Source organism: Novosphingobium sp. SL115 (genome assembly GCF_026672515.1).
Classification (GTDB): domain Bacteria; phylum Pseudomonadota; class Alphaproteobacteria; order Sphingomonadales; family Sphingomonadaceae; genus Novosphingobium.
The window spans coordinates 49,688-62,753 of the sequence record NZ_JAPPRG010000002.1; the positions used below are offsets into that span (position 1 = coordinate 49,688).

12 protein-coding genes and 1 pseudogene are annotated in these 13,066 nt (G+C 62.6%); 8 read left to right on the top strand and 5 right to left on the bottom strand.

Features of this window, described 5'->3' with window-relative positions; translation table 11 throughout:
- Window positions 1–114: 114 nt before the first annotated feature.
- Window positions 115–870 (bottom strand): TlyA family RNA methyltransferase, encoded by a 756-nt coding sequence (locus OVA07_RS01730; protein ID WP_268169748.1) that lies wholly within the window; start codon window positions 868–870, stop codon window positions 115–117.
- Window positions 871–895: 25 nt separating this feature from the next.
- Here OVA07_RS01730 and OVA07_RS01735 point away from each other — a divergent pair, with 25 nt between their 5' ends.
- The 3 genes from OVA07_RS01735 (at window position 896) to OVA07_RS01745 (ending at window position 3,983) form a co-directional block, all read left to right on the top strand.
- The gene (locus OVA07_RS01735; protein WP_268169749.1) at window positions 896–1,462 is read left to right on the top strand and encodes a hypothetical protein; all 567 of its coding nucleotides are present in this window, start codon (window positions 896–898) and stop codon (window positions 1,460–1,462) included.
- Window positions 1,463–1,892: 430 nt separating this feature from the next.
- Window positions 1,893–2,993 (top strand): branched-chain amino acid aminotransferase, encoded by a 1,101-nt coding sequence (locus OVA07_RS01740; protein WP_268169750.1) that lies wholly within the window; start codon window positions 1,893–1,895, stop codon window positions 2,991–2,993.
- Window positions 2,994–3,074: 81 nt separating this feature from the next.
- Complete coding sequence (locus tag OVA07_RS01745) at window positions 3,075–3,983, top strand: SDR family NAD(P)-dependent oxidoreductase (protein WP_268169751.1); 909 nt, start codon at window positions 3,075–3,077, stop codon at window positions 3,981–3,983.
- A gap of 111 nt (window positions 3,984–4,094) precedes the next feature.
- Here the strand turns inward: OVA07_RS01745 and OVA07_RS01750 are convergent, their stop codons facing one another.
- Genes OVA07_RS01750 through argH form a run of 4 tightly spaced genes read right to left on the bottom strand, consistent with a single transcriptional unit; the run spans window position 4,095 to window position 7,797 of the window.
- The gene (locus OVA07_RS01750; RefSeq protein ID WP_268169752.1) at window positions 4,095–4,871 is read right to left on the bottom strand and encodes a precorrin-2 dehydrogenase/sirohydrochlorin ferrochelatase family protein; all 777 of its coding nucleotides are present in this window, start codon (window positions 4,869–4,871) and stop codon (window positions 4,095–4,097) included.
- Window positions 4,871–6,130 (bottom strand): diaminopimelate decarboxylase, encoded by a 1,260-nt coding sequence (gene lysA, locus OVA07_RS01755; RefSeq protein ID WP_268169753.1) that lies wholly within the window; start codon window positions 6,128–6,130, stop codon window positions 4,871–4,873. The genes OVA07_RS01750 and lysA overlap by 1 nt, the downstream gene beginning before the upstream one ends.
- A 9-nt stretch (window positions 6,131–6,139) precedes the next feature.
- Window positions 6,140–6,391 carry a hypothetical protein gene (locus OVA07_RS01760; RefSeq protein WP_326493086.1) on the bottom strand — a complete coding sequence of 84 codons (252 nt, stop codon included), beginning with the start codon at window positions 6,389–6,391 and terminating at the stop codon, window positions 6,140–6,142.
- Window positions 6,388–7,797, bottom strand: a complete 1,410-nt coding sequence (gene argH / locus OVA07_RS01765) for an argininosuccinate lyase (protein ID WP_268169754.1) — start codon at window positions 7,795–7,797, stop codon at window positions 6,388–6,390. Before argH ends, OVA07_RS01760 begins: the two co-directional genes overlap by 4 nt.
- Here argH and OVA07_RS01770 point away from each other — a divergent pair.
- From OVA07_RS01770 to OVA07_RS01790, 5 genes and pseudogenes are all read left to right on the top strand, one after another.
- A complete protein-coding gene (locus OVA07_RS01770) occupies window positions 7,787–8,380 on the top strand; it encodes a TlpA family protein disulfide reductase (RefSeq protein WP_268169755.1) in 594 nt (197 codons plus the stop codon). The two genes, argH and OVA07_RS01770, sit on opposite strands and share 11 nt — an antisense overlap.
- A gap of 111 nt (window positions 8,381–8,491) precedes the next feature.
- Entirely contained in the window at window positions 8,492–9,631 is a 1,140-nt protein-coding gene (locus tag OVA07_RS01775) for a phosphoserine transaminase (RefSeq protein ID WP_268169756.1), read from the top strand.
- Between the two features lie 114 nt (window positions 9,632–9,745).
- Entirely contained in the window at window positions 9,746–11,332 is a 1,587-nt protein-coding gene (gene serA, locus OVA07_RS01780; RefSeq protein WP_268169757.1) for a phosphoglycerate dehydrogenase, read from the top strand.
- Window positions 11,333–11,484: 152 nt separating this feature from the next.
- A pseudogene (locus OVA07_RS01785) lies at window positions 11,485–12,604 on the top strand (ATP phosphoribosyltransferase regulatory subunit).
- 98 nt (window positions 12,605–12,702) lie between these two features.
- Entirely contained in the window at window positions 12,703–13,041 is a 339-nt protein-coding gene (locus tag OVA07_RS01790; protein WP_268169758.1) for a hypothetical protein, read from the top strand.
- Window positions 13,042–13,066 lie beyond the last annotated feature (25 nt).

A 13,066-nucleotide genomic window follows, 5' to 3' on the forward strand; every position in this document is an offset into this window, starting at 1 on the left:
CGTCAATGATTGTTCATCTGTGATTCTGGCCTGATATTGACGAGCGATAGTCGCCCACGCAATCCGAACTGAATCGGGCAACAATCCCACTCGGAGACAACAACTGGGGATAAGTCAGCTTCGTTCCGCCGAAATCAGAAATTCGACGTTCCCTTCCGGCCCGGTGATGGGGCTGGGCACGATGCCCTGAACCTGCCAGCCGTCGCCTTCCAGCCATTCGCGCACTTCGGCACAGACGCGATCGTGCAGCGCCGCATCGCGCACCACCCCGCCCTTGCCCACTTCGGCCCGGCCCACTTCGAACTGCGGTTTGATAAGCGCCACCAGCCGAGTTGGCCGGGTTGCCAGCGCCAGCGGCACTTCCAGCACCTTGCGCAAGCCGATGAAGCTGGCATCGCAAACAACCCATGTGGCAGGCCGGTCAATATGGCCGGGGGTCAGAATGCGCGCACTGGTCTGTTCCAGCACGGTAACACGGTCATCCTGACGTAGTTTCCACGCCAATTGGTTCGTGCCGGAATCCACCGCAAAGACATGGTCAGCGCCGTTTTGCAGCAGAACATCGGTAAATCCGCCGGTGGAGCTGCCGATATCCATCGCGGTGACGCCTCCCGGATCAAGCGCGAAGTGTTCGATGGCATGGGCGAGCTTGATTCCGCCGCGCGAAACCCACGGGTGATCGCGCCCCCGCACGTCCAGCGGCGCATCGACGGCAATCGGCTGGCCGGCCTTGGCGATCTTGGTTTCACCTGAAAAAACAAGGCCAGCCAGGATCAGGGCCTGCGCACGCGCACGGCTTTCGACAAGGCCGCGCTCGACCAACAACTGGTCAACACGGGTCTTCTGTTTGGGGGGGCGGGTTGAGGTCACGGCGCGTTCCTTCCATAACCTGCCCATGAAGATCAATCGCGCATCCGCAATTGCACCGCTATTTTGCAGTGCGGCACTGGTTCTGGCCTCGCTGCTTACCGTATCCTGTTCAGCACCGACAGTAGTGCCCGCACCGCCGCCCGCCGCCACACCCCGGCCCGTGCCGCCAGCACCGCCGCCGCGCCAGCAGCCCGCATTCAAGGACTGGCGTGACGCACCACAGACGCCGGGCAACTGGCGCTATGAGGCGCGTCCTGCCGGAGGCATTGCGCGCTATGGCACCGGCAGCGGCGCGCTGTTTACGATGACGTGTGACCGGCCCAGCGGCACCGTGCTGCTTGCGCGCACCGGCACATCGGCAGTTTCGCTGCCCATGACAGTGCTAACCACCAGCGAAACGAGGCCGCTATCGGCAGAACCTGCAGCTCAGGGACAGCCTCAGGTTGTTGCAGCGTTGCGCACCGGCGACAAATTGCTGGATGCCATGGCGTTCAGCCGCGGGCGTTTTTCGGTGGAAGTGAACGGATTGCCGACACTGTATCTGCCAGCATGGACCGAAGTGGGGCGGGTGATCGAGGATTGCCGGGGATAAGGGATATCGCTTGCCAGGATAACCTCAGGTCCATCAGGCGAAGCAAAGATACTGACGGCAAAATAATTGAATGCAAGACTTGTTGTTGAGGCAGGAATGACTCACATTGCAGTCAAGGCCGAAGAGGCACTTATCCTCCCGGTCCAGCAGTCTGAAAAGGCTGTGACTTTGGCTCAACAGCGCGAAAGGAGGTGATCCGATGTCTCATGGTTCAGCACAGAGGTCGGTACAGTCCCGCGCGAGGCATTATCGCTGAGTTACGATTAAGCGATAGAGGCTTCGTGGGCGGCACTTCCGGCCGCTGACCATGCGAAGGGCCGCTTCGGACTGACCGACGCGGCCCTTCACATTTATTACATTCCCCTTGCCTTTTGCGCAACAATCGTTCACGGCGCTGATCTTCTGATTCTAGCGCAAGGACCGATTTCCCATGGCGACGACCGCCGATACCAGCCTGACCTTTACCCGTATGCCCCATCCGGCCCCGCTGGCTGTGGAGCAACGGGCAGCGGTACTGGCCGATCCCGGTTTTGGTCGCGCATTCACCGACCACATGGTCGAAATCGACTATACCGAAGGCAAGGGCTGGCATGGCGCGCGCGTCGCTCCCTATGGTCCCATTCCGCTCGATCCGGCGGCGGCTGTGCTGCACTATGCGCAGGAAATCTTTGAAGGACTGAAGGCATATCGCGGGGCTGATGGCGGCATTGCCCTGTTCCGTCCCGAAGCCAATGCCCAACGCTTCAACGCATCGGCGCGCCGTCTGGCCATGCCCGAACTGCCGGAAGACCTGTTCGTCGAAGCCGTTCGCCAGCAGGTGATGGCCGACAAGGATTGGTTCCCGAACGTCGAAGGCGGCTCGCTTTATCTGCGCCCGTTCATGTTCGCCAGCGAAGCGTTTCTGGGCGTGCGCCCGTCGAAGGAATACAAGTTCCTCGTCATCGCCAGCCCGGCGGGCAACTACTTCAAATCAGGCGCGCCTGCGGTTTCGATCTGGGTCAGCGATTATACCCGCGCGGCACCGGGCGGCACCGGTGCGGCCAAGTGCGGCGGCAACTATGCCGCCAGCCTTGTGCCCACGGCAGAAGCCTTTGCGCGCGGGCACGATCAGGTGCTGTTTCTGGACGCGGCTGAACACAAGTGGGTCGAGGAACTGGGCGGCATGAACCTGTTCTTCGTGTTCGACGACGGCTCGATCCTGACGCCTGAACTGACCGGCACGATCTTGCCTGGCATCACGCGGTCCAGCCTGCTGCAGCTTGCTAGCGAAGAAGGCCTGACCGTGCGCGAGGGGCGCTACAGCCTTGATCAGTGGCGCGCTGATGCCGCGTCAGGCAAGCTGATTGAAGCGTTCGCCTGTGGCACCGCCGCAGTGGTTACGCCGGTGGGCAAGGTTGCGGGCAACGCTGGCGAATTCACCATCGGATCAGGCGGACCGGGGCAGTTGACGCAGAAGCTGCGCCAAAAGCTGGTCGGTATCCAGCGGGGCGAGATTGCCGATACCCATGGTTGGGTGAAGCGCATCGCCTGACCGGTTGCCATGCGCTGCGGCGCATGGCATCGCTGCGCCCATGTTAAGCACCCGGTTAGGGTGTAATTTGGAGTGTCTGGCATGACCATTTCGTTCGAAGGCCGCGTCGCGATCGTCACGGGTGCAGGCGGCGGGCTTGGCCGTGCTTATGCGCTGGAACTGGCGCGGCGCGGGGCCAAAGTCGTGGTCAATGACCTTGGCGGTTCGCGCGATGGCACTGGCCATTCGGACGCAGCGCTGAAAGTGGTCGAGGAAATCGAGGCCGCAGGCGGCGAGGCCATGTCTAACGGCGGCTCGGTCAGCGAATACGAACAGATGGTCGAGATGGTCGCCAAAGCCAAGGAACGCTGGGGCGGCGTTCATGTGCTCATCAACAACGCCGGCATCCTGCGCGACAAGAGCTTTACCAAGATGGACCCTGCCGATTTCGAGATGGTGGTGAAAGTCCACCTGATCGGATCAGCCTTTGCCACCAAGGCTTGCTGGGATCTGATGCGCGAACAGAACTATGGCCGCATCCTGATGACGGCATCGTCCACCGGGCTGTTCGGCAATTTCGGGCAGGCGAACTATGGCGCGGCCAAGCTGGGCCTCGCAGGCCTCACCAAGACGCTTTACCTTGAAGGCGCGAAGAATAACATCAAGGTCAACACTCTGGCCCCGGTGGCTGCCACGCGCATGACCGAGGATATCTTCCCCGAAGAAGCCTTCAAGCTGTTCGGTCCCGAAAACGTGGTGCCCGCCGCACTGTTTCTGGTGTCTGACGACGCCCCCAGCAACGCCATCGTCGGCGCAGGCGGCGGCGCTTATCACGGCGCGTGGGTGACGATGAACAAGGGCGTAGTGCTCGCCCCCGCCGACCGCACGGTCGAAGGCTTCGCCGCCAAATGGGACAAGATTTCAGATCGTAGCGGTGACTTCTCGCCACAATCGGGCGCGGAACAGAGCCAAGTGATTATCGGGCAATTGCAGGCGGCGATGAAGGGGTAACACCCCTGCCCCTTCCGTTAGTATAGAGCGAAGTCGAGACACTGCAGCGCCACGGCGTCTCGACTTTGCTCGACACGAGAGGTTGGGAATAGGCGGTTAGAGGAAGGCGGCTCAGGCTATCAACCGCAAGACCACCACGATCCCGTCGTTGGGTTCCATAACTTCTGGCGGCAGTCGCAGCGCATCGGCGCGCGCGCGCGCAAGGATGGCAGGCGATACAGCCGCATCATGGATCACTACATCCGCCTGCCCCAGCAACCGCGCGGTGCGCAAAGTCAGGTCTTCAGGATCGTTCGACGTCAGAGTGATTTTAAAGCGGCCTGACTGGCCCCGTCCTTCCGCGACCAACCAGTTCTCTACGTCCTGATCGCTGCCTTCACGGAACAGATCGAGCGCACCGCCTTCGTCCAGCGCGATATCCAACGCGCGCCTGCGGTCAGCCCCGGTGGGCCAGCGGGCTCTCATGGCCTCGCGCGCTCCTTCGAGCGCTTTGGCCAATGCCCCCAGCCCTTGCGGCAACAGTCGCTCCAGCCGCAGGCGCAGGATCTTCGCCAGCCCTGCCGACGCGCCGCCCGTGCCCACCGCGATCAACACCGGGTCGCGGTCGAGAATCGAAGGGGTGGTAAAGTCACACAAGTCGGGCCGATCAACCACGTTGACCAGCAACCCTGCACAGCGCAGCCGCAAGGCGTCACCTTCGGCCATGGCGGCATTGTCATGCGCCACGAAGGCAAGGCGTGCACCCTTGTCCACGCCTTCGGCCATGTCCCGCACGATCACTCCGCCCGCGCGTTCGATCAGGCGTTGCTTGGCCTCTGCGGCATCCCCCTCGCCCAGCAGAATTACCGGTTGGCCGGATACCCGGTGGAAGAGGGGGAGCGACTGCATTACTTGAGGAAATCCGGCACCCGCTCTGCGCCGAGGATCGTGGCGGGATCGATGCGGTCGGCCACCACGGCCCACTTGTCGCCATCCACCATGACTTCGGGCACCAGCGGGCGCGAATTGTAGGTGTTGGCCATGGTCGCGCCATAAGCGCCTGCGGTGCGGAACACGGCCAAATCGCCGCGCGCCACCTTGTCGATGGTGCGGGCCATGGCGAAAGTGTCGGAACTTTCGCAGATCGGGCCGACGATGTTGGCGACGAAAGTTTCGCCGTTCGGCTCCACCGCCACGAAATCATGCCATGCATCATAAAGCGCAGGGCGGGCCAGATCGTTCATTGCCGCGTCGACCACGACCCACGGATTGGTCGCACCTTCCTTCACCCGCACGACTTGCGTTACCAGAACGCCGGTATTGCCGGTGATGACGCGGCCCGGTTCGAACATCAGCGTCACACCCCAGTTGCCGGTAACGCGCGCGACCATTTCGGCATATTCGTCAGGTTGCGGGAACACTTCGCCCGTCTTGTACGGCACGCCGACGCCGCCACCCAGATCCATGTGCGTCACGGTGTGGCCCGCAGCGCGGATGTCTTCCATCAGCCCGCCCAGCTTGGTGAACGCGGCTTCCAGCGGCTCAAGCCTGGAAAGCTGGCTGCCGATATGCACAGTCAAACCGCGCATGTTCAGGCCGGCCAATCCCGAAAGCCGGGCATAAATGGCGGCGGCCCGGTCAAACGGCACGCCGAACTTGTTTTCGGCCTTGCCGGTGGAAATCTTGCCGTGGGTTCCGGCATCGACGTCCGGGTTCACGCGCAGCGCGGCTGAGGCGACCTTGCCCATCGACGCGGCGATTTCGGCGAGCTCCAGCCCTTCTTCCTCGCTTTCAAGGTTGAACTGGCCGATCCCGGCTTCAATCCCGCGGCGCATTTCCGCCTCGGTCTTGCCCACGCCTGAAAAAACGATGCCGTCCGGCTCCATGCCTGCGGCCAGCGCGCGTTCCATTTCACCGCCGGAAACCACGTCTGCGCCATATCCTTCGGCGGCCAGCACCTTGAGCACGGACAGGTTGGGGTTGGACTTCACCGCAAAGGCGATCTTGGCGTTACGCAGCACGCCCAGCGCATCGCGGAACACGCGGGCATGGCGGGTCAGTGTGGCGCGCGAATAGACATAGACCGGCGTACCGACTTCGGCAGCGATGGCCGGCAGGGCAACGTCTTCGGCATGCAGGACGCCGTTCGAAAGTTCAAAATGATCCATCGGAAAAACTCAATCTTCGGGAGGCAGATCGAAAGGATCGTCTTCACGATCCTGCGAGCGGCGACGCGGCTCGACATTGCGCGCAGGGGCTGCCTGCGCGGGGGTTTTGAGCAGATCGTCCGCGCCCGGCTGCACCTCGCGGCCATAGGGAATGGGCGGCGGCGTCTGGTCAGGCGCCAGCTTCAGCTCAGCCTTGTTGCCGCACCCGGCCAGTGCCAGTGAGGCAAAGCCTGCCAGCAGAAATGTGCGCGCTATGCTCAAGCCTGATCCTCCAGCCCCAGCGCCACGCGCGCTTCGGCCACGCGCTTCCTTACCTCGTTCGGCGCGGTTCCGCCATGGCTGCAACGCGCGGCCACGCTGGCTTCCACCGAAAGCGCGGCATAGACGCGATCATCGATGCGGGTGTCGATGGCTTTCAGGTCTTCGATCGAAAGCTGATCGAGCGCGACGCCACGGCTTTCTGCCAGCTTTACCGCGCTGCCGGTGATATGGTGGGCTTCGCGGAACGGGATGTTGGCCTGCCGCACCAGCCAGTCGGCAAGGTCGGTAGCGGTGGCATAGCCCAGTTCGGCGGCAGCGCGCATCCGGTCTGTACGGAACTTCGCCTCTGCCACCATGCCGGTCATCGCCGCGATGGACAGGGCAAGCAGCGAGGCCGCTTCGAACACCGGCGGCTTGTCGTCCTGCATGTCCTTTGAATAGGCGAGCGGCAGGCCCTTCATGGTAATCATCAGCGCGGTCAGGCAGCCGACGATACGCCCCGAATGGCCACGCACCAGTTCGGCCGCGTCCGGATTTTTCTTCTGCGGCATGATGCTGCTGCCGGTCGAAAGGCTGTCTGGCAGCGTGACGAAGCCGAAAGGCTGGCTGGCCCAGATGATGAACTCTTCGGCCAGACGCGACAGATGCAGCGAACATTGCGCGGCGGCCATCAGGTAATCCAACGCGAAATCACGGTCGGACACCGAATCAAGGCTGTTGTCGGTCGGCCCGTCAAAGCCCAGCGCCTCTGCCGTGCGGAAACGGTCGATGGGAAAGCCGGTGCCAGCCAGCGCCGCTGCGCCCAGCGGGCTACGATTCATCCGCACCCGCGCATCGGCAAAACGCGAACGATCCCGCCCGATCATTTCGTAATAGGCCATCAGGTGGTGGCCCAGCGTCACCGGCTGCGCGGTTTGCAGGTGGGTGAAGCCCGGCATGATCGAATCGGCATGTTCGCCCGCGCGGCCCACCAGCGCCAGTTGCAACTGCTTCAGGCCCAGTTCGGCCTGATCCATCGCATCACGTACCCACAGGCGGAAATCGGTAGCCACCTGATCGTTACGGCTGCGCGCGGTATGCAGACGCCCTGCTGCCGGGCCAATCAGTTCGGCAAGTCGGCTTTCGGTGGTCATATGAATGTCTTCGAGATCCCAGTTTTCGGGCACCCCGTTTGCTTCATACTCGGCGGCAACCTTGTCCAGCCCGTCCGCGATCAGGGCTGCGTCTTCTGCCGATACGATCCCTTGCGCGCCCAACATGCCCACATGAGCCTTTGACGCGGCGATATCTTGCCGCCACAGCGCCTTGTCGAAGGGAATCGAGGCGTTAATCTCGCGCATGATGGCCGAAGGGCCGCCTGCGAAGCGTCCGCCCCACATCTGGTTGGAGCCTGAATTGCCGCTCATATCCGTTCGTTCGCCCAAATTGCTGCTGCTGGTATCGGCCCTTGCCGTTGCGGGGTGCGATAGGCAAGCTGCGCCCGACTCGCAACCGCAGAGCGAAGCCACAACGACGCCAACCGCCGAAAAAGCCGATTTCAACGGCACGCTGGACATTGCGAACCGGGGTGCGGCCATGCCCGACTTCACCGTCACCGACAGCAGCGGCAAGACGCTGAAGCTCAAAGACCTCAAAGGCACGCCGGTTCTCATCAACCTGTGGGCGACATGGTGCGGCCCGTGTGTGCTGGAAATGCCGATGCTCGACAGCCTCGCCGGAACCACGCAGGGCAAGCTGCGCGTACTGACGGTTTCGCAGGATATGGGCACGCCGGAAAAGGTCGCCAGCTTCTTTGCCGAAAAGAAATTCGCCCATCTGGAGCCGTGGCTGGACCCGGAAAACAATCTTGGCTTCCACTACAACACAGGCCTGCTGCCAACCACGGTGCTCTATGATGCGCAGGGCAAGGAAGTGTGGCGGATGATTGGCGGGCATGACTGGTCCGGCCCACGCACAGCGGCGATGCTGGCCGACACGATCGGAAAGTAGAGCCGCCGGAAAACCACCAAACATGATTTGACATTCCCCGCCGCGTCTTTAGAGGGACCGGCGGGCCACGCGGTCCCAACGCCGCGCGTGCTCTCTGTAAGGAGAGACTACATGTCTGTTACGATTCCGGCTCGCAAGCCTGCGCGCCCCTTCTTCTCGTCCGGTCCCTGCGCAAAGCCGCCCGGATACTCCCCCGAAAAGCTTGCTACCGAATCGCTGGGCCGGTCACACCGCGCCAAGATCGGCAAGACGCGCCTTCAGTACAGCATCGATCTGATGCGCGAAGTGCTGCAACTGCCTGATACGCACCGCATCGGTATCGTTCCGGGGTCTGACACCGGCGCTTTCGAAATGGCGATGTGGACGATGCTGGGCGCTCGCCCCGTCACGACGCTGGCTTGGGAATCGTTCGGTGAAGGTTGGGTCACCGATGCGGCCAAGCAGCTCAAGCTCGATCCGACGATCCTGCGCGCTGATTACGGCCTGATCCCCGATCTTTCGCAGATCGACTGGTCGAACGACGTTCTGTTCACCTGGAACGGCACCACGTCGGGCGCGCGCGTCCCTAACGCCGATTTCATCCCGGCGGACCGTGAAGGTCTGAGCTTTGCCGACGCCACTTCGGCGGTGTTCGCTTATGACATCGACTGGTCGAAGATCGACGTCGCCACCTTCTCATGGCAGAAGGTTCTGGGCGGCGAAGGCGGCCACGGCGTGCTGATCCTTGGCCCCCGCGCGGTCGAACGGCTTGAAACCTACACGCCTGCATGGCCGCTGCCCAAGGTGTTCCGCCTTGTGTCCAAGGGCAAGCTGGCCGAAGGCGTGTTCAAGGGCGAAACCATCAACACCCCGTCGATGCTGGCTGTCGAAGACGCGATCTTTGCGCTGGAATGGGCAAAGGGCCTGGGCGGTCTGAAGGGCCTTCAGGCACGCAGCGATGCCAACGCCGCCGCGCTGAACAAGATCGTGGAAGAGCGGTCGTGGCTATCGCACCTTGCCGCTGACGAAGCGACCCGGTCGAAGACCTCGGTCTGCCTGTCGGTCGAAGGCGCGGATGCGGACTTCATCAAGAAGTTTGCGGCTCTGCTGGAAAAGCAGGGTGCGGCTTATGACGTGGCCGGATACCGCGATGCCCCTGCGGGTCTGCGCATCTGGTGCGGCGCGACCGTGAATGTCGAGGACATCGAAGACCTCGGCCCATGGCTCGACTGGGCCTACGCGGCAACCAAGGCCGAACTGGCCGCTGCTTAACTGACGGCAGGCTGCGCCCCCGCGAAGGCGGGGGCCTCCCTCGGTACGCCAAAACATTAGCGTAACAACACCAAGGCCCCCGCCTTCGCGGGGACGCACGGATTGGATCGAAACATGACCAAGCCCAAAGTTCTCATTTCCGACAAGATGGACCCCAACGCCGCCCGCATCTTCACCGAAATGGGCTGCGACGTGGACGTCATCACCGGCGAAACCCCGGAACAGCTGATCGCCCGCATCGGTGAATATGATGGCCTTGCCATCCGTTCGTCGACCAAGGTGACCAAGGAAATCCTCGCCGTCGCCACCAACCTCAAGGTCATCGGCCGCGCTGGCATTGGCGTGGACAACGTCGATATCCCGGCCGCATCGGCGCAGGGCGTGGTGGTGATGAACACCCCGTTCGGCAATTCGATCACCACTGCCGAACACGCCATCGCTATGATCTTCGCCCTTGCGCGCCAGATCCCCGAAGCCAACGCACAGACGCAGGCTGGCCTGTGGCCGAAGAACGGCTTCATGGGCGTTGAAGTGACCGGCAAGACGCTGGGCCTGATCGGCGCTGGCAACATCGGTTCCATCGTCGCGTCGCGCGCGCTGGGCCTGAAGATGAAGGTCGTCGCTTTCGATCCGTTCCTGACGCCTGAACGCGCCATCGAGATGGGCGTGGAAAAGGCCGATCTGGAAACGCTGCTGGCAAAGGCTGATTTCATCACCCTGCACACGCCGCTGACCGATCAGACGCGCAATATCCTCAGCCGCGAAAACCTTGCCAAGACCAAGAAGGGCGTGCGCATCGTCAACTGCGCGCGTGGCGGTCTAATCGATGAAGCCGCGCTCAAGGCCGCGCTGGATTCGGGTCAGGTGGCTGGTGCCGCGCTCGACGTGTTCGAAACCGAACCCGCCAAGGCATCGCCGCTGTTCGGCACGCCCAACTTCATCTGCACCCCGCACCTTGGCGCGTCGACCAACGAAGCACAGGTCAACGTCGCGCTGCAGGTGGCCGAACAGATGGCTGACTTCCTCGTCACCGGCGGCGTCACCAACGCGCTCAACATGCCGTCACTTTCGGCGGAAGAAGCACCGAAGCTGAAGCCCTACATGGCGCTGGCGGAAAAGCTGGGCACGCTGGTTGGCCAGCTTGCGCATGACAACCTGACCAAGATCGCCATCGAAGTTGAAGGTGCCGCAGCACAGCTCAACCAGAAGCCAATCACTGCTGCCGTTCTGGCCGGTCTGATGAAGCAGTATTCGCAGACCGTAAACATGGTCAACGCGCCGTTCCTCGCAAAGGAACGCGGGCTTGACGTGCGCGAAGTGCGCCATGACCGCGAAGGCGAATACCGCACCCTCGTCCGCGTCACGGTCAGCACGTCGCAGGGCGAACGCTCGGTCGCAGGCACGCTGTTCGGCAACGGTCAGCCGCGTCTGGTCGAAATCTTCGGCATCGGCATCGAAGCCGACCTTGATGGCGACATGCTCTACATCGTCAACTCCGACGCACCGGGCTTCATCGGCCGCATCGGTACGCTGCTGGGTGAGAACAGCATCAACATCGGCACCTTCCACCTTGGCCGCCGTGAAGCTGGTGGCGAAGCGGTGCTGCTGCTCTCGCTCGACAACCCGGTTCCGCAGGACGTTCTCAAGGCGGCTTGCGAAATTCAGGGCGTGCGTGTGGTCAAGGCGCTCAAGTTCGTCTGATTTCACCCAACCAGTTTCGTCGTCCGCGCCCCTTCAGACCTTCGGGGCAGCGGACGGCGAAGACGGGAAGCACACATTGCCGCCGCCGGGTTCTGCCCAGCGGCGGCAATTTGCTTTTTTCTGGGCGAACGATGCTTTAGGGGCACCGAATCATGGATACCAGCGACCCCGATCTGCTGCCGGAAGGCCTTGAAGACCGTCTGCCGCGCGATGCGGCCACCGCCACGCGCGTGATGCGCGCGATTCATGGCGTGATGCACGGCCACGGTTATGACCGGGTCATGCCCCCTTCCATCGAATACGAACGCAGCTTTGCCGCACGCATGGCAGGCATCCAGAGCCGCCGCATGTTCCGCTTTGTCGATCCGTCGTCCTTGCGGATGATGGCGCTGCGCAGCGACTACACCCCGCAAATCGGCCGCCTTGCCGAAACCCGCCTTGCTGAAGCGCCGCGCCCCTTGCGCCTGTGCTATGCAGGGCAAGTGGTCACCATCAAAGCCCGACGGGCTGAACCCGGCGCGCGAAAAGCTGCAATGCGGCGCAGAACTGGTGGGGGCAGATAACGTCGCCGCCGCTGCCGAAGCCGTGGCGCTGGCCATCGAAGCCTTGCAGGCCGCAGGCGCCACCGGCGTCAGTGTAGATTTCACCTTGCCCGATCTGGTCGATACGCTGGCTGCCAAGGCAATACCGCTGGAACCGGCACAGATCGAAGCCGTGCGTCGCGAACTTGACACCAAGGATGCAGGCGGCCTGCGCGATGTGGGCGGCGAGGCTTATGTGCCGCTGCTTTACGCCACGGGCGAATTTGATTCAGCCATCGAGAAACTGGCTGCCATTGATGCAGGCGGCGCGCTCGCCAGCCGCATCGACGCGCTCAAGGAAATCGCCACCCGCCTCGGCGGCTCGGCACGCCTCACGCTCGATCCCAGCGAACGCCACGGCTTCGAATACCAGACCTGGTTCGGCTTCACGCTCTATGCCCAGGGCGTGCGCGGCCTTGTCGGACGCGGCGGCACCTATCGCATCGCCGGATCGGGCGCAGGCGAAGTGGCCACCGGCTTCTCGCTCTATCCCGACGCGCTGATAGATCTGCTGGCGGCGAATGAAACAGCCGAAGACCGCGTGTTCCTGCCGCTGGGCCACAACCGCGACGAGGCCGCCCGCCTTCGCTCGATTGGTTGGCGCACGGTTGCGGCGTTGTCGGATGCGGATAGCGCGGAGGCGCTGGGCTGCACGCATGTTTTGGGAGCGAACGGACCGGAGAAGGTTTAAAATTCAACGGCAGCTTTTTTCCATGCCAGTGCCAAAGCTGCCATTCCGATAACGGTAACGTTGTGGACACCGGCCATGGGTTTCATGGTGGAGGGGTTATGCAGGGAAACAGCGGTCGCGACCACGACGATGATTGGGACCCCGACTTCGCTGACGAGTTAATCGGCCAGACACTGCTGGTTGGCATCACTTACTTAGACCACGAAGGCGAACTTCTGCGCCGCCAGCAGGTGTTCGGCACGGTGATATCCGCCAATAGGGGGGCTGGCATCATAATCCGGCAACACTCAGACAACGAGTCGTTCGAGATTGCCCCGATCTTAAGCGCGATCGAATATGCAGCGCCAGGCATCTATCAACTGGCTGATTCCGACGCGGCTGTGGAAGACCCAGACTTTACCGCCCTATTCACGGTGACCACCCCGAATCGCCATTAGATCCGCTACCCGCAGAATAACAGTC